14 protein-coding genes are annotated in these 16,052 nt (G+C 69.6%); 2 read left to right on the plus strand and 12 right to left on the minus strand.

All coding sequences use genetic code 11. The features are described from left to right. Window positions 1–78: 78 nt before the first annotated feature. The 9 genes from ABZU43_RS32475 to ABZU43_RS32515 all read right to left on the minus strand — a co-directional run bounded on the left by ABZU43_RS32475 (window position 79) and on the right by ABZU43_RS32515 (window position 11,095). Window positions 79–789: a cytidine deaminase gene (locus tag ABZU43_RS32475; protein ID WP_355010186.1), complete on the minus strand. Its 711-nt coding sequence runs from the start codon at window positions 787–789 to the stop codon at window positions 79–81. Between the two features lie 144 nt (window positions 790–933). Further along, window positions 934–2,214: an ABC transporter permease gene (locus tag ABZU43_RS32480; RefSeq protein WP_355010187.1), complete on the minus strand. Its 1,281-nt coding sequence runs from the start codon at window positions 2,212–2,214 to the stop codon at window positions 934–936. Between the two features lie 3 nt (window positions 2,215–2,217). Then, window positions 2,218–3,582, minus strand: a complete 1,365-nt coding sequence (locus tag ABZU43_RS32485) for an ABC transporter permease (protein WP_355010188.1) — start codon at window positions 3,580–3,582, stop codon at window positions 2,218–2,220. 76 nt (window positions 3,583–3,658) lie between these two features. After that, a complete protein-coding gene (locus ABZU43_RS32490; RefSeq protein ID WP_355010212.1) occupies window positions 3,659–5,308 on the minus strand; it encodes an ABC transporter ATP-binding protein in 1,650 nt (549 codons plus the stop codon). Between the two features lie 191 nt (window positions 5,309–5,499). Further along, the gene (locus tag ABZU43_RS32495) at window positions 5,500–6,567 is read right to left on the minus strand and encodes a BMP family ABC transporter substrate-binding protein (protein ID WP_355010189.1); all 1,068 of its coding nucleotides are present in this window, start codon (window positions 6,565–6,567) and stop codon (window positions 5,500–5,502) included. Window positions 6,568–6,844: 277 nt separating this feature from the next. Beyond that, window positions 6,845–7,192, minus strand: a complete 348-nt coding sequence (locus ABZU43_RS32500; protein WP_355010190.1) for a hypothetical protein — start codon at window positions 7,190–7,192, stop codon at window positions 6,845–6,847. Between the two features lie 86 nt (window positions 7,193–7,278). Further along, window positions 7,279–8,208 carry a sugar ABC transporter permease gene (locus ABZU43_RS32505; protein WP_355010191.1) on the minus strand — a complete coding sequence of 310 codons (930 nt, stop codon included), beginning with the start codon at window positions 8,206–8,208 and terminating at the stop codon, window positions 7,279–7,281. Then, window positions 8,205–9,845, minus strand: a complete 1,641-nt coding sequence (locus ABZU43_RS32510; RefSeq protein ID WP_355010192.1) for an ABC transporter permease subunit — start codon at window positions 9,843–9,845, stop codon at window positions 8,205–8,207. Before ABZU43_RS32510 ends, ABZU43_RS32505 begins: the two co-directional genes overlap by 4 nt. Beyond that, window positions 9,845–11,095, minus strand: coding sequence for a maltose ABC transporter substrate-binding protein (locus ABZU43_RS32515; protein WP_355010193.1), 1,251 nt, complete (start codon window positions 11,093–11,095; stop codon window positions 9,845–9,847). Before ABZU43_RS32515 ends, ABZU43_RS32510 begins: the two co-directional genes overlap by 1 nt. Before the next feature lie 196 nt (window positions 11,096–11,291). Between ABZU43_RS32515 and ABZU43_RS32520 the strand changes: the two genes are divergently transcribed. Together ABZU43_RS32520 and ABZU43_RS32525 are read left to right on the plus strand one after the other, a co-directional pair. Continuing rightward, a complete protein-coding gene (locus ABZU43_RS32520) occupies window positions 11,292–12,338 on the plus strand; it encodes a LacI family DNA-binding transcriptional regulator (RefSeq protein ID WP_355010194.1) in 1,047 nt (348 codons plus the stop codon). Between the two features lie 32 nt (window positions 12,339–12,370). Further along, window positions 12,371–14,011, plus strand: coding sequence for a glycoside hydrolase family 13 protein (locus ABZU43_RS32525; protein WP_355010195.1), 1,641 nt, complete (start codon window positions 12,371–12,373; stop codon window positions 14,009–14,011). 157 nt (window positions 14,012–14,168) lie between these two features. On the opposite strand, the gene ABZU43_RS32530 is transcribed toward ABZU43_RS32525, so the two are convergent. From ABZU43_RS32530 to ABZU43_RS32540, 3 genes are all read right to left on the minus strand, one after another. Further along, window positions 14,169–14,606, minus strand: a complete 438-nt coding sequence (locus ABZU43_RS32530) for a hypothetical protein (protein WP_355010196.1) — start codon at window positions 14,604–14,606, stop codon at window positions 14,169–14,171. Window positions 14,607–14,687: 81 nt separating this feature from the next. After that, window positions 14,688–15,074, minus strand: coding sequence for a GntR family transcriptional regulator (locus ABZU43_RS32535; RefSeq protein ID WP_355010197.1), 387 nt, complete (start codon window positions 15,072–15,074; stop codon window positions 14,688–14,690). After that, window positions 15,074–16,000 (minus strand): YhjD/YihY/BrkB family envelope integrity protein, encoded by a 927-nt coding sequence (locus ABZU43_RS32540; RefSeq protein WP_355010198.1) that lies wholly within the window; start codon window positions 15,998–16,000, stop codon window positions 15,074–15,076. The genes ABZU43_RS32535 and ABZU43_RS32540 overlap by 1 nt, the downstream gene beginning before the upstream one ends. Window positions 16,001–16,052: the final 52 nt, after the last annotated feature.

Raw genomic sequence — 16,052 nt, forward strand, 5'->3', positions numbered from 1 at the left:
ACCCCCGCCCGCGCCCCCGGCCCCCGAAAACCCCCCCCCCCCCCGCCCCCCCCCCCGCGCCCCCCCCCGCCCCCCAGCTCAGCCACCAGACCACCGAGTCGGGATCTCCAAAGGCGGCTCACCCTCACCGGCCCAGAAGATGGTGCCGGTGGCGTCCACCACGACCACCCGGGGCGTCCGGGCCAGGCCCCAGGTGATCGCCTCGGCCGGGTCGTCCCAGCTCGGCGCCTCCTCCAGCACCCCGGTCTCGGCGCCGGCGTCGTCGCCTGCCGACCGCTCCCAGTACGCCGTCCAGACCTGCTGACCGGCGGACATGTCCGGGTGCACGAAGACGGTGCCGCGCCCGCGCCAGGCGGCGAGCCGCTCCGGGACCACCGGCACCGGCGTCTCCCCGGTGACGGCCTCCAGGTCCTCCACGCCGAAGGCGTGCGGCAGCAGCTCGGCCATCCGCAGCGGCCGGGTCTTGCTCTCGATCAGGCACTCCGGCCCGCCGTGCTCCCAGAGCAGTTGCCGACACCGGCCGCACGGCATCAACGGCTCGCCTGTCGCGTCGACGCAGGAGAGCGCGACGAGCCGGCCGCCACCGGTGGCGTGCAGGCTGGACACGACCCCGCACTCGGCGCACAGCGTCACCCCGTACGCGGCATTTTCCACGTTGCAGCCGACCACCACCCGGCCGTCGTCGACAAGTGCGGCCGCGCCAACCGGGAACGTCGAGTACGGCGCGTACGCGTGCCGCATCGCCTCGATGGCGGCAGCGCGCAACCGTGCCCAGTCAATGTCGGTCATGCCGCCATTCTGCCCAAGCTGCCCAGGTCAGAAGCGAGCAGGGGCGGCGGCCCGACGTGATCAGGTGATGAGAAGTAGGCCGGGAACGGTTCCGGCACCTACTTTTCATCACTGATCACGTGGGATCGGGCCGGCCCTCGGGTGTCAGCCCTTGATGTACGGCTTGCCGTCGGCGGCCGGTGCCCGGACCCGACCGACCAGCCCGGCGACCGCCAGGATCGTCGCCAGGTAGGGCAGCATGGCCAGGAACTGGCTGGGGATCGAGCTGCTGATCGCGCCCAGGTACGTGGCGAGCTGGTCGGCGAATCCGAAGAACAGCGCGGCGAGCAGCGCGCCGGTCGGGTTCCAGCGACCGAAGATCAGCGCAGCCAGGGCGATGAAGCCCTTACCACCGATCATGTTCTTGGTGAACGAGTAGAGCGCCAGGGTGTAGGACGCGCCGCCGATGCCGGCGACCACACCGGCCAGCAGCACGTTGCGGTAGCGCACCCGCAGCACCTTGACGCCGAGCGTGTCGGCGGCGATCGGGTGCTCGCCGACCGAGCGGGTCCGCAGCCCCCACCGGGTGCGGAACAGCCCGATGTGGATCACCAGCACCAGGAGCAGCCCGAGGTAGAGGAAGATGTTGCCGCGGAACAACGCCGGACCGAGCACCGGGATGTCCTTCAGCAGCGGGATCTCCCAGTTGCTGAAGCGGGGCGCGCTGTTGTACTTCGCGGCGTCGGTCTGCATCAGCCGCTCGTAGAGGAAGCCGGTGACGCCGACGGCCAGCAGGTTCAGCACGATGCCCATGACAACCTGGTCGACCAGGTAGCGGATGGCGAAGACGGCCAGCAGCAGCGAGATGAACGCGCCGCCGATGGCTGCGGCGACCAGGCCCACCCACACGCTGCCGGAGATGCTGCCGAACAGGGCCCCGCTGAACGCGCCCATCAGCAGTTGGCCCTCGATGGCCACGTTGACCACGCCGGACCGCTCACAGAGCACCCCGGCGAGCGCGCCGAAGATCAGCGGCAGAGCCAGGAGGAACGTACCGCGGATGATGTTGACCAGCGGCATGAAGTTCTGCCCGGCCGGCGCGGCGCTGACCTGCCAGCAGAGGAACGACAGCACGAAGGCGACCAGCCCGACGCCGAGCACGGGGAGGAACCACCGCTTCGGCACCCCGGCGAGCAGCGCCGCGCCGGCGGCGATCGTGATGATCCCGAACAGGATCGCCCCGATCGTGCCGTTGATCTCCAGTGCGGCACCGGCCGCGTCGTCGCTGAGGGTGAACCGGGCCTGTTGGTCGGTGGCGAGCGCGCCGAAGAGCACCGCGGCCAGCAGGCCGAGCGCCAGCAGCGTGAGACCGACCTTCCGGCTGCGGGTCCAGAAGCCCTCGTCGACCGGGGCGACCGCGATGTCGGGGACAGCCATGGTGGACATGAGTTACCAGCCCTTCGCCAGGCTCGTCTGCAACCGGGCGGCGCGCGCGGCCCGGAGCTGGAAGATCGCCTTCACCAGGGCCGGTGCGGCGATGAAGATGACGATCAGCGCCTGGAGCACTGTCACCAGCTCCAGCGAGATCCCGGAGTACGACTGCATCCGGTTACCACCGGCCTGAAGCGCGCCGAACAGCAGCGCGGCCAGCAGCACCCCCCAGGGCTTCACCCGCCCGAGCAGTGCCACCAGGATGCCGTCGAACCCGATCTGCGCGACCACCAGCGGGGTCAACGCGCTGGCGGTCGAGCCGAGCACCATGTTCGAGCCGCCGAGGCCGGCCAGGATTCCGGCGAAGACCATGATCAGGATGTACGTCCGGGTGACGCTGATGCCCGCGGTCCGGGCGGCGTCCGGGTTGGCGCCGACCGCGCGCAGCTCGAAACCGAGCGTCGAGCGGTTGAGCAGCCAGGCGACCGCCCAGGTGGCGAGCACGGCGAGCAGGATGCCGGCGTGCACGCGCAGGTTGTCGCCGAGCAGTCGGGGCAGCTGGGCGGAGGTGTCCACCGCCTTGCTGATCGCGTCGGTGCGGTTCGGGTCCTGCACGCCGTTCTGCACGATCAACCAGGTGAGGAAGTACGTGGCGACGTAGTTCAGCATGATCGTGTTGATCACCTCGTGCGCGCCGGCACGGGCCTTGAGGATGCCGGGGATGAAGCCCCAGATCGCTCCACCCAGCGCGCCGGCCAGCACCGCCACCAGCAGGTGCAGGCCGGGCGGCAGCGGCAGCAGGAAGCCGGCCAGCGCCGCCATGATCACACCGATGGTGGCCTGGCCCTGGGCGCCGATGTTGAACAGGCCGCCCCGGAAGGCCAGCGCCACCGACAGGCCGGTGAAGACCAGCGGCGCCGCGTAGGTCAGCGTCTCCGAGATCGGCGCGAGCACCGCCTGCCAGCCGTTGGCGCCGTCCAACCAGCCGGAGAACGCCTCGGGGTCGAAGATCGAGCCCTTGAACAGGTTCGCGTACGCCTCGCTGACGAGCGTCCAGCTGGAGTTGATCGCGTCGGACGGGCGGGAGGTGATGTACGAGTAGGTGGCGAGCACGTCGGGATCAGAGATGATCATCAGCACCGCGCCGACCACGATCGCCAGCACCAACGACAACAGCGTCACCGTGAAGGTGTTCGCCGCCCAGAGGTTGTCCAGGAACAACCGGCCCAGGCTCGGCTTCGGCTCCGGGCCTGGCTTCACCGAGCGGTCCGGCTCGGTGGCCACCTCGGCGCGTTCGGTGTTGCCGAGCGCGTTCTGCGCGGCCTGCGCCTCGCTCGCCGGCTCCTTGTCCGGCGAGCCGGACTGCGGATTGGGGTCGCTCATGCCGTCACTCCGCTTCGCTGCGTGACGCCATGAGGCACCAAACCCCAGTGTCGACTGTTCGCTCGCTGGCGCTCGCTCATGCCTCGTCCTCGCTCGCGGAGCCCGCGTCGCGCGCCGGGCTCCCGTCTGCCGCGCCGGGCTTGTCGGTGGCGGGTGCCGCGCCGGGCTCGTCGGCGGCGATTGCCGCGTCGGGCTTCTCGGCGGCGGCGTCGTGGGCCTCGTCCTGGCTGATGCCGGCCATCAGCAGACCGATCTCCTCACGCGGGGTGTCCGGGCCGACGATGCCGATGATCCGGCCGCGGTACATCACCGCGATCCGGTCGGCCAACCCGATCACCTCGTCGAGTTCGCTGGAGACCACCAGAACGGCGGTGCCGATGTCTCGCTCGCGGATGACCTGGCTGTGGATGAACTCGATCGACCCGACGTCGACGCCACGGGTCGGCTGGGCGGCGATGAGGAGCTTCAGTGGCCGGGACAGCTCCCGGGCCACGATCACCTTCTGCTGGTTGCCCCCGGACAGGGTGCCCACCGCCGCGTCGGCCGATGAGGTACGCACGTCGAACTGCTCGATCCGCTCCTTCGCGGAGGCGGCGATCGCGTCCGGCTTCAGCGCGAGCCCGGCACCGAACGGCGGCCGGTCGTAGATGTCCAGCACCAGGTTCTCCGCAACGCTGAACTCCTTGACCAGGCCGTCCACGCTGCGGTCCTCGGGCACGTAACCGACGCCCGCCCGGAGCACCCTCTTCGGCTTCCAGCCGTTGATCTGGTCGCCGGCCAGGCTGATCGTGCCGGCCAGCACCGGGCGCAGGCCCATGATCGCTTCGATCAGCTCGGTCTGACCGTTGCCCTGTACGCCCGCCACGCCGAGGACCTCGCCCGCGCGCACGGTCAGGTCGACGCCGTCGACGGCGCGGATCTGCCGGTCGTCGTCGACGACCAGCCCGGCCACCTCCAGCACCGGGTCGCCCGGCGTGGCCGGGGTCTTGTCCACGGTGAGCCGGACGTTGCGCCCGACCATCAACGCGGCCAGCTCGTCCCGGCTGGCCTCCGGTGAGGCGGTGCCGACGGTCTTTCCGCGTCGGATCACTGTGATCCGGTCGGCGATGGCCTTGACCTCGCCAAGCTTGTGGGTGATGAAGACGATCGACTTGCCGGCCGCCTTGAGCGACCGCATGACCGTCAGCAACTCCTCGGTCTCCTGAGGGGTGAGCACAGCTGTCGGCTCGTCCAGGATGAGCAGGTCGACGTCGCGGGTGAGCGCCTTGACGATCTCGACGCGCTGCTGGATGCCGACCGGCAGGTCCTCGATCACCGCGTCCGGGTCGACCCGCAGGTTGTAGCGCTCGGACACCTCGGTGACCTCGCGCCGGGCCCGACGCCGGTCCAGGAAGCCGGCGATGCCGCCCCGGACCTGCTCGGCGCCGAGCATGACGTTCTCGGCGACGGTGAAGACCGGCACCAGCATGAAGTGCTGGTGCACCATGCCGATCCCGGCGGCGATCGCGTCGGACGGGCCCTTCAGCTTCAGCGGCTTGCCGTCGACCAGGATCTCGCCCTCGTCGGGCTGGTAGAGCCCGTAGAGCACGTTCATCAGGGTCGACTTGCCCGCGCCGTTCTCGCCGAGGAGGGCGTGAATCTCTCCAGGCTCCACCGTCAAGTCGATGTGATCGTTGGCGACCAGATCACCGAACCGCTTGGTGATGCCGCGCAGTTCGAGTCTCAGCGCAACCTCCTGGAGTGCGAGCGATGGTGCAGCCTAGCTGCCGTCGTACCGGCCGGACCGGGCCGGCCGCCGTGGTGCGCGATCGGCCGCTCCGACCCCGCGGGGGTGTCCCGCAGAGCCGGAGCGGCCGATCGGTCGTACCTGTCTGCGCCGGCCCTACCGATGATCTCACCGGAGGGGCCGGCCGGTCGTCACTTGGTCGGCTGGGCCTTCGAGGTGACGGTGATGGTGCCGGCGGCGATGTCCGCCTTGATCTTGTCGACCTCGGCCTTCAGCTCGGCCGGGACCTTGCTGTCGAAGTCGTGGTACGGGGCGATCGAGACGCCGGTGTTGGCCAGGGTGCCGACGAAGCCCGGCTTGGCCTCCAGCTTCTCGCCACTGGCGGCCTTCACCACGGCCTCCTTGACGGCCTCCGGGATGTTCTTGACCACGGTGGTGACGATCGCCGAGCAGTCCGGGGTGCTCTCGCAGCCGTCGACGTCCACCCAGATAGTGCTGTACTTGCCGCCCGAGGCCTTGGCCGCGGCGGTGGTGCCGAGGCCGGAGCCGCCGGCGACCGGCATGATGATGTCCGCGCCCTGGGCGACCAGCGCGTCGGAGACCTTCTTGCCCTCGTCCTGCTTGGCGAAGTCGTTGGTGAAGGAACCCTTCTGGGTGTCCTTGTTCCAACCCAGCGCCTGGACGTTCTTGCCCTTGGTGGTGTTGAAGTACTTCACACCGTCGACGAAGCCGTCCATGAAGATGGTCACCGGCGGGATCGGCAGACCACCGTAGGTGCCCACCTTGCCGCTCTTGCTCATCCCGGCGGCCAGGTAACCGGCCTGGAACGCGGCCTGGGCGGTGTCGAACTGCATCGGGTAGACGTTGGCGTCACCCGGGTTGGCGTCGACGATGCCGAACTGCTGGTTCGGGTTCGCCTTGGCGATCTTCGAGGTGGCGTCACCCATCAGGCCACCGACCGCCAGGATGAAGTCGCACTTCTGGTTGACGTACTGCGTCAGGTTCGGCTCGTAGTCGGCCTCGGCCTTCGACGCGACGAACTTGATGTCGATGTTGTCGTTGGCGGCCTTGGCCTCCTGCAGACCCTTCCAGGCCGAGGTGTTGAACGACTTGTCGTCGATGCCGCCGACGTCGGTCACCATGCAGGCGCTGAACTTCTTGCCGCCACTGCCGGCGTTGTTGTCATCCTTGGGCGCCTCGCCACAAGCAGCGGCGGTGAGCGCGAGCCCACCCACCGCGAAGATCGAAGCGATCCGCATCCCACGCACCGAGCGCAAGACGTCTCCTTCCCATTGCTCACCGCGCCTTGTGCGGTGGCAGCCCATCAGCCGACCTGCGGGTGTGCCGCCGGCTGTCCCACGTTACGGACGGGAGCGTACGCCCGCGTCCACCCACCGGCCGACAATCGTGCACGACTGTTGAGCGCCTGTTACCCGGGTGTAACCCTTGCGTGGGGCACATCACTCTTCGTGCTGGTAACCGTGCGCCGCGGCGTCCGCAACGTCCGTTTTCTGGAGGCGTTTCCCTCCTCGGACGTTACCGCCAAAAGACCGCGACCGCCGCGTTGACCAGGGTCAGACCGACGATCGCGAGGAAATGACCGCGGTTGACCACGTCCCGCTTCCGGGAGAAGAAGACCATGACGAAGATCAGCAGCGCGATCACCAACTTCGTCACAAGTTTTGCCGGGTTCGGCTCGTCGTCGCCGCCGCCGCGCAGCGGCGCGGAGAGGCCGAGCCCGGTCAGCAACTGGATCACCGCGCCCCACAGCATGGCCTGGTTGATCCGCAGCCGACCGCTGGCGTACTGGGCGATCGAGCCACCGAGCAGCAGGGCGAACCCGATCAGATGGACATAGAGAAGGATGAGTCGGAGTGCTTCCACGCCTCCCATCCTCCCCTATCAACGACACTTTGTAGTAGTGGGGTGACCGGTCGGCGCGTCCAGGCCGCCCGGCCACGGCCGACGACCTATCCCTTCACCGCACCGGAGGTGAGGCCGGAGACGATGTACCGCTGGAGGAACTGGAAGACCAGCACCGTCGGGATCGCGGTCAGCAGGGTGCCGGCCGCGAAGATCCCGAAGTTGGTGTTCCGCTCGCCGCCCTGCAACATGCCCCGCATGCCGACCGCGAGGGTCTTGGCATCCGTGTCGGTGAGGAAGACGCTCGCCATCAGGAACTCGTTGATGGTGTTGATGAAGGCGAGCAGCCCGGTCACCGCGAGGATCGGCGCCACCAACGGCAGCATGATCCGGAAGAAGACCTGGGCGTGTGAGGCGCCGTCCACGGTGGCCGACTCGTCCAGCTCGCGGGGCAGGGTGTCGAAGAAGCCCTTCATCAGCCAGGTGTTCACGCCCAGCGCGCCACCCAGGTAGAGCAGCAACAGACCCCACGGGGTGTTGAAGCCGATGGCCGGCCACAGGTCGGTGATCGTGCCGAAGATCAGGAAGATCGCAACGATCGCGAGGAACTGCGGGAACATCTGGATCAACAGCAGTGACAGCAACCCCACCCGTCGCCCCTGAAACCGCATCCGGGAGAAGGCGTACGCCGCGAGCGCGGAGAGAAAGACCGAGGCGAACGCGGCCCCACCGGCGATGAGCAGCGAGTTCAGGAACCAGTCAGCGAACTCGGTGCGCGCGAACAGGTTCCCGAAGTTCTCCAACGACACCCCGCCGGTCGGCACCAACTCGGTGGACGACAGGGTGCCGAGCGGATTGAGCGCCGCCGAGACGACGAACACGAGCGGAAAGAGACTGAACAGCACGCCGAGCAGGCCGACCAGGTGCCGCCAGCCGACCTCGGCGAACCATCGCTTCTTACGCCTGCCCGCGTTGCGGTCGACCGTCGCCGAGCCGTTCGCGCCGCCCGTGACGGCGGCGCCGGTGAGCATGGTCATGAATACACCTCCTCCTGTTGGCGGGTCCGCCGGAAGCTGACCGCCGACACCACCGCGACGATGGCGAAGATGAACAGCGAGATGGCCGCGGCGAAGCCGAACTGTGCGGCCTGCCCACCGAACGCCAGCCGGTAGGTGTAGGTGATCAGCAGGTCGGTGGCGCCGTTGCTGGGGTTGTCCGCCGGGAATGGCGCGCCCTCGGTGGTCAGGTAGATCGCGTTGAAGTTGTTGAAGTTGAACGCGAACGACGAGATCAGCAGCGGCGAGAGCGCGACCAGCAGCAGCGGCAGGGTGACGGCCCGGAACGACTGCCAGCGCGACGCCCCGTCGACCGAGGTGGCCTCTGTCAACTCCCGTGGGATGGCCTGTAGAGCGCCGGTCGCCACCAGGAACATGTACGGGTAGCCGAGCCAGAGCTGCACCAGGATCACCGCGGCGCGGGCCGACCAGCCCTGCCCGAACCAGTCGACGCTGAGCCCGAACAGATTGTTGATCAGCCCGAAGTCGGTGTTGAACATGTCCCGCCAGACCAGGAGCATCGCGAAGGACGGCATGGCGTACGGCAGGATCAGCAACATCCGGTAGAGGTTGGTGCCCCGCATTCGGGGCGAGTGCAGCGCCAGGGCGATCGCCATGCCGAGGATGAACGTGCCGCCGGTGGAGCCGATGGCGAAGGCGAAGTTCCAGATCAGCGTGCGGAGGAACGGCCCGGAAATCCGCTCGTCGGTGAGCACCCGGGTGAAGTTGGACAGCCCGACGTTCACCTTCCAACCCTGGGCCAGCCGCTCGCCGTCGGCGGCGACGAACGCGCCGACCTCGCCGTCCGCGGTCCAGGTCCTGCCGCTGTCGCTGTCCTTGACGCAGTCGCAGCCCGCGTCGTACGCCCGGACGGCCTTGCCCTCGTACGCCCGGGACAGGCCGGACGAGCGCAGCGCGCCTCCGGCCGTCGGCACCACCAGGTCCGTGATGTCCTTGCTGCGGGCGCTGGCCTGGCTGAAGTTCAGCACGGTGTAGCCGTCGGCCGCGGTGACCTTCCCGCCGGGGCCGACGGTCGCCGCGCCGGGATCGAGCGGGCGAAGGCCCTCGGCGTCGCCGACGGAGACCGTGTCGGTTCCTGGCTTGGTGATCAGGAAGACCAGGGCACCGGTGGCCGGGTCGCCCTTGGTGGCGACCGACAACGGGTACTGGGTGGACCCCGGGACCTGCTTGACCGAGGAGCTCTGGATCGCGACGATCGCGTCGTCCTTGCTGCCTCGGTGGCCGTCGCCGAAGTTGGTGAAGGCCGTGCTCGCGGTGTAAAGCACCGGCACGATCTGGAAGGCGATCAGGAAGAGCGTGCCGGGGATGAGGTACTTCGCCGGGACGTGCCGGCGGCCCAGGTACAGATAGAACAGTGCGGCGGTGGTCAGCACCAGCACCGCCAGCCCAACCCACTTCTCGGCCGCCACGAGCGGGAAGGCCGCCCAGATCGCGATCCCGGCCACCAGGCCGAGCAGGATCACCTTCGCGGCGAGGCCGGTCGCGGTGATCGGCGCGTGGTTCCGCGCGGTACGGGTGGTGCGCGGGGACCCGGTGCGGACGGGCCCCCGGCCCGGGGCCTGCTGGGCAGGCCCCGGGCCGGACAGCGGTGTGCTCATTACTTGATCGAACCGGCGATCGTCTTGCCGGCCGCGGTAACCGTGCTGGTCGGGTCGGCGCCGCCGATGACGGCGGCCTCGGCCTTGCCGAACGGGTCCCAGATCGCGGCCATGGCCGGGATGGCCGGGAGCACCTGCCCGTTCTTGCCGGCCTCGATGAACTTGGCCAGGTCCGGGTCGCTGCTCTTGACCTGGTCAAGCGCGGCGGTCAGCGCCGGCGGGCGCGGGTCGGCCTGGTAGAGCGCCACGGCCAGCTCCGGCGTGGTGACGTAGTTGGCGACGAACTCCTGGGCGAGAGCCTTGTTCTTGCCCTTGGCCGCCACGTAGAAGGACTGGACGCCTACGAACGGCGCGGCCGCCTTGCCGCCGGCGAAGCCGGGAACGGCGGAGACGTCGTACTTGATGCCGGCCTTCTTCACGTCGGCGGTGGCCCACGGCCCGGAGACCAGGAAGGCGCACTTCTTGCCGGTGAAGGTTGCGGTCGAGTTGGTGTCGGCGATCGAGCGCTTCAGCACGCCCTCGCCCTTCTCGCCGAGCGCGGCGATCTTCTTGAACGCGGCGATCGACTCCGGCTTGCCCACGCCCAGGTCCTTCGGGTCGTAGTCGCCGTTCGCGGTGGTGCCGAAGAGGTAACCGCCGGCCGAGGTGTACAGCGGATAGATGTGGTACGCGTCGCCCTTCTGGCCGACCTGGAGGCAGAGCGTCTCGGTGACCTTCTTCTGCGCCTTGAGCTGCTTGCCGGTGGCGACCAGGTCCTCGATCGTCTTCGGTGCCTCGGGGGCCAGTTCGGTGTTGCGGATCAGCGCCAGGTTCTCCTGGGCATAGGGCACGCCGTAGAGCTGGCCGTTGAACGTGACGGCCTTGACGGCGGTCTCGTTGAAGGCGGCCTTCTGCTGGTCGGACAGCTGCACCGGGTCGATGGCACCGTTCTGGACCAGGTTGCCGATCCAGTCGTGCGCGCCGATCACCACGTCCGGGCCGCCGCCCTGGCTCGACACTGTCACGAAGTTGTTCTGAAGGTCCTCGTTCGGGACGGCCTGGACCTCGACGCTGACGCCGTTCTCCTGGCCGAACTTCTCGGCGAACGGCTTGAGGGCGGCGGTCCGCTTGTCGTCCGCCCAGATCACCAGTTTGCCGCCGGCGGCCTTGGGGGTTTCCTTCGCGGCCGGCTCGTCGCTGTCGCCACCGCAGCCTGAGGCGGCGAGCGCCAGGGCGAAGAGGGCGACCACACCCGCGGTACGGATGCGCATCGGTACTCCTGTCGTCATGGCGGCTCGCCGGGGACGGGCGGCTCGCCAGTGGAAAGTCTGGAAGTTCTTGCCGATCGGCGCATGGATGCTGCGCCGCTGCTCTCGCGTGTTGCGGGGACGTTAGCAAGACGTTGCAAGTAATGGAAGGGCTTGCAGAGGACCCCGCAAGAACTTGCCGGTGGGCTAAAGTGCCGCCATGCGCGCTCGACTGTCCGACATCGCCCAGCAGGCCGAAGTCAGCGAGGCCACGGTGTCGCGGGTGCTCAACGACCGCCCCGGCGTGGCCCCGGAGACCCGGCAGGCCGTCCTCACCGCCCTCGACGTGCTCGGGTACGAGCGGCCAGCCCGGCTGCGTAAGCGCAGCGCCGGTCTCGTCGGCCTGGTGGTGCCGGAGCTGGACAACCCGATCTTCCCCGCCTTCGCCCAGGTCATCGAGTCCACTCTGGCGCAGAGTGGATTCACGCCGGTGCTCTGCACCCAGACCGCCGGCGGCGTGACCGAGGACGAGTACGTGGAGATGCTGCTGGACAGGCAGGTCTCCGGGATCGTCTTCGTCTCCGGCCTGCACGCCGACACGGCCGCCAACCACGACCGCTACCGGGCGCTGCTCGCCCGGCCGTTGCCGGTCGTGATGATCAACGGGTACGTGCCCGGCATCGGCGCGCCCTTCGTCTCCTGCGACGACCGGGAGGCGGCCGAACTGGCAGTTGCCCACCTGGTCGCGCTCGGGCACCGACGGATCGGCCTGATCACCGGCCCGGACCGGTTCGTCCCGGTGCAGCGCAAGGTGGCTGCCTGGCGTTCCGCGATGACCCGGCTGGCCGGCGTCGCCGAAGCCGACCTGGGCCCCCTCGCTGAGCTGTCACTGTTCGGAGTGGAGGGTGGCGAGGCGGCGGCCGGCCGCCTGTTGGACCGTGGCGTCACCGGCGTGGTCTGCGGCTCCGACCTGATGGCGCTCGGCGCGATCCGGGCCGCCCGTCAACGCGGCCTCGACGTGCCCGGCGGCCTCTCCGTGGTCGGCTACGACGACTCCCCGCTGATGGCCTTCACCGACCCGCCGCTGACCACCATGCGGCAACCGGTCACCGCGATGGCGGTGGCCGCCGTCCGCGCCCTGGTGGACGAGATCAACGGGCACGGCGCCCCGCACTCGGAGTACCTGTTCCGCCCGGAGCTGGTGGTGCGCGGCTCCACGGCTGTCGCGCCGAGTTCCGCACGCTTGTCTTACGCAAGATCTGCTTGACTCTTGCAACGGCGGGCCGGCATATTGCTCGAATGATCAGCACCGCCACCCCACCGCAGACCACCACCACCGACGACGACTGGTGGCGCTCTGCGGTCGTCTACCAGGTGTACGTCCGCAGCTTCGCCGACAGCGACGGCGACGGCACCGGCGACCTCCAGGGCATCCGGCAGCGCCTGCCGTACCTGCGTGACCTCGGGGTGGACGCGCTCTGGCTGACCCCCTTCTACACCTCGCCGATGATCGACGGCGGGTACGACGTGGCCGACTACCGGGACGTCGACCCGATGTTCGGCACACTCGCCGACTTCGACGCGATGATCACTGACGCGCACGCCCACGGCCTTCGGATCATCGTCGACCTGGTGCCCAACCACACCTCCAGCGCGCACCACTGGTTCACCGCGGCGCTCGCCGCCGGCCCCGGCTCACCGGAGCGGGCCCGCTACCTCTTCGCCGACGGTCAGGGCACGCACGGCGAGTTGCCCCCGAACGACTGGGAGAGCATCTTCGGCGGCCCCGCCTGGACCCGGACCGCTGACGGCCAGTGGTATCTGCACCTGTTCGACAGCTCGCAGCCGGACCTGAACTGGCGTCACCCGGAGGTTCGCTCCGAGTTCGAGGACGTGCTGCGGTTCTGGCTGGATCGGGGCGTCGACGGATTCCGCGTCGACGTGGCGCACGGCATGATCAAGGCGGAAGGGCTGCCGGACGTCGGCTTCAGCACTATGACCACCGGCCAGCGTCAGGTCGAACTGCTCGGCAAGGGCCGGCTGCCGTACTTCGACCAGGACGAGGTGCACGAGATCTACCGGGCCTGGCGGCCCATCCTGGACAGCTACCCCGGCGGTCGGATGGCGGTCGCCGAGGCGTGGGCCGAGACGCCACAGCGCCTGGCCCGCTACATCGGCCCGGACGAGTTGCACCAGGCGTTCAGCTTCGACTTCCTCGACGCCACCTGGTCGGCCGACTCGTTCCGCAAGGTGATCGACACCGCCTTGGCCGAGGCGACAGTCGTCGGAGCGCCCACCACCTGGGTGCTGTCCAACCACGACAAGCAGCGGCACGTCACCCGGTACGGCGACGGCGTCGAAGGGCTGCGCCGAGCCCGGGCCGCCAGCCTGCTGATGCTCGCCCTGCCCGGCTGCGCCTACCTCTACCAGGGCGAGGAACTGGGCCTGCCGGAGGTCCTCGACCTCCCCGACGAGCTCCGCCAGGATCCGGCGTTCCTGCGCACCGGCGAGAGCCGCGACGGCTGCCGGGTGCCCATCCCGTGGGACGGCGAGCTGGCTCCGTACGGCTTCGGGCCGGCCGGCAGTGAGCTGAGCTGGCTACCCGCCCCGGCGCTCTGGCGGGCGCTGTCCGTCACGGCGCAGACCGGCGTGCCCGGCTCGACCCTGGAGCTGTACCGGACCGCGCTGCGGATCCGCCACGTTCATCCCGCGCTCGCCCTCGACGCCGACGGGGTCACCTGGCAGGAGAGCGAGCCGGGCGTGCTGGCCTTCTCCCGCTCCGCCGGAGCGACAGTGCTGACCTGCGTCGTCAACATGAGCGGCGCGCCGGTCCTGATCGACGGGTACGGTCAGCCGCTCGTCGCCAGCGACGAGCTCACCGAACAGGGCTCCGGCCGGCTGCTGCCAATTGACGCGGCGGTCTGGTTGGAACGGCGCTGAACGGGTAACTCGTTCTCGACCTGGTCGTTCGTCGTGCCCCGCGCCGACGGGCGACTGGGCTACCGACCCCTTGTGGTGGGGGGTGAGGTGCCACCGGCGCCGCGCGGAGTCCGCTCCGCGTGGCGCCGGTGTCCGTGCACGCCAACCCAGGTCGTCGTCACTTCGCGGTGAGCAACGCGGCGATCCGGGTGAAGCCGGCACGTACCTCGGCCTCGTCCGGCGCTTCGACGGGCTCACCGTGGCCGGCCTCGTCGGCTGCCGCGTCCAACTCCTCGTCGATCACGTCCTCGAAGTCGCCGTACAGGTCGGCCCCCTCCACCTGCCGGGCCTCGTCCTCGGCGGCGACCTGCGCGGCGGCGATCTCGCTGCGGATCTCGTCGGCGGACAGCGCCGGCAGCAGCGGCTCCACCACTGCCATCAACTGCTCCTCGGCCACCACCGCCTCGGCCAGGGCCAACGCGTGCGGTCGCTCGTACGGCCCGCAGACCACCGGCTCCCACTCGTCGATATCACCGAGCGGACCGAAGGTGATGATCCACGGCAGGCCGAGGAGCGGCGAGTCCGGCGGCAGGTCCAGTGTCATGAGTGCGCCCACCGGCTCATCATGGTCCGCGAACGCGAGCGGCGGCGTAGTTCTGCTCAGTTATCGCCCGTCCGACGGTCGATCGGCAGCCGGTCAGCCGGGGCGGACCGCGTCCAGGGCGGCGCGGACCAGGGCGAGCGCGGTGGCCGGTGGCACGCCGAGCCGGGCCGCCTCCGCCGCGTAGCCGGCCGCCGCCCGCTGCAACCGGTCGACGGCGTCGTCCCGACCGGGGGCGACGAAGGTGCCGTTGCGCCCCCGGGTCTCCAGTAGCCCGGCCGCCTCCAGCTCCCGGTAGGCGCGGGCCACCGTGTTCGCGGCCAACCGCAGGTCGGCCGCGAGCTGCCGGACGGTGGGCAGGCGGCTGCCCACCGGCAACCTGCCGTCGCCGATCAGCTCGGCGAGCTGCACACGCACCTGCTCGTACGGGGGCACCGACGAGTCCGCGTCGACCGAGATCAGCACCTGCACGCCTTCCGTCATCAGCCCGCACCGCCCGGCGTACCGGGGTCGACGCCCTCGTCGACATCCTTCGGCGGGGCGGGGGTCTCCGCCAGGTCCACCACTCGGCCGGTGGTGCTGGTCGCCAGGAGCGCCGCGCCGAACAGCACCAACTGGTTGAGCAGGTAGAGGTACAGCAGCAGACCGACGGCGCCGGCCACCACGGTGTACGCCGGGTTCCGCTCGGTCCGCACCACGTAGTACCGGCCGACGGTGTTCAGCAGCGTGATGCCGACAGCGACGAGCAACACCACCGGGCGCAGCCGGGACCGGCTCATCCGCAGCCGGGGCACGGCGAGCAGCAACGCGGTGGCGAGCACTGTGTTGACCAGCACGCTGAGCACCGCGCTGATGGTGGTCAGACCCACCGAGCCGGTGCTGCGCAGCAGGAAACGCAGCAGCGACTCCAACGCGTCCACCGCCGCGACCGAGACGCCGAGCAGCACGAAGACGCCGATCATCACGCCCAGGTCGACGAGCCGCCGCACCACCAGATTGCCCGGCTGCTGGTTGAGCTGGTACATCAGCCGCTGCGAGGACCGGATGGCCTCGACCCAACCGATCCCGGTGAAGACCAGGATGACCAGGCCGACCACACCGACGGTGCCGCTGGAGTTGGCGATCTGCCCGGCGTCCAGGAACGGCAGATTCTCCTTGAGGAAGTCGGCCGCCGCCGCGCTGACCTCGTCGTTGTCCTCCAGGATCGCGCCGAAGACGGAGAACGCGACCAGGGCGAGGGCGAACACGGCGAAGAAGCCGTAGTAGGCGATCGCGGCGGCCAACCGGCCGGCCAGCACCTCGCCGTACAGCACCCCGGCCCGCCACACGTGATCGAAGAGCCCCGACCGGTGGCGCGCGGCGCTCACCCAGCGGTCGATGCCCGTCTCGATCCGGCCGATCACGTTCACGCGGTCATCCTCGCCGATCTCCCACCGCTGTAGTGGCAACCGGCTCCCGATG

The sequence above is a fragment of the Micromonospora sp. NPDC005205 genome (assembly GCF_040608275.1).
GTDB lineage: Bacteria > Actinomycetota > Actinomycetes > Mycobacteriales > Micromonosporaceae > Micromonospora.

Excerpts from the sequence above, each read along its gene's own strand:
- ABZU43_RS32475 (WP_355010186.1), bottom strand. The coding sequence starts at position 789 with ATGACCGACATTGACTGGGCACGGTTGCGCGCTGCCGCCATCGAGGCG.
- ABZU43_RS32480 (WP_355010187.1), bottom strand. The coding sequence starts at position 2,214 with ATGTCCACCATGGCTGTCCCCGACATCGCGGTCGCCCCGGTCGACGAG.
- ABZU43_RS32485 (WP_355010188.1), bottom strand. The coding sequence starts at position 3,582 with ATGAGCGACCCCAATCCGCAGTCCGGCTCGCCGGACAAGGAGCCGGCG.
- ABZU43_RS32495 (WP_355010189.1), bottom strand. The coding sequence starts at position 6,567 with ATGCGGATCGCTTCGATCTTCGCGGTGGGTGGGCTCGCGCTCACCGCC.
- ABZU43_RS32505 (WP_355010191.1), bottom strand. The coding sequence starts at position 8,208 with ATGACCATGCTCACCGGCGCCGCCGTCACGGGCGGCGCGAACGGCTCG.
- ABZU43_RS32510 (WP_355010192.1), bottom strand. The coding sequence starts at position 9,845 with ATGAGCACACCGCTGTCCGGCCCGGGGCCTGCCCAGCAGGCCCCGGGC.
- ABZU43_RS32515 (WP_355010193.1), bottom strand. The coding sequence starts at position 11,095 with ATGCGCATCCGTACCGCGGGTGTGGTCGCCCTCTTCGCCCTGGCGCTC.
- ABZU43_RS32520 (WP_355010194.1), top strand. The coding sequence starts at position 11,292 with ATGCGCGCTCGACTGTCCGACATCGCCCAGCAGGCCGAAGTCAGCGAG.
- ABZU43_RS32525 (WP_355010195.1), top strand. The coding sequence starts at position 12,371 with ATGATCAGCACCGCCACCCCACCGCAGACCACCACCACCGACGACGAC.
- ABZU43_RS32535 (WP_355010197.1), bottom strand. The coding sequence starts at position 15,074 with ATGACGGAAGGCGTGCAGGTGCTGATCTCGGTCGACGCGGACTCGTCG.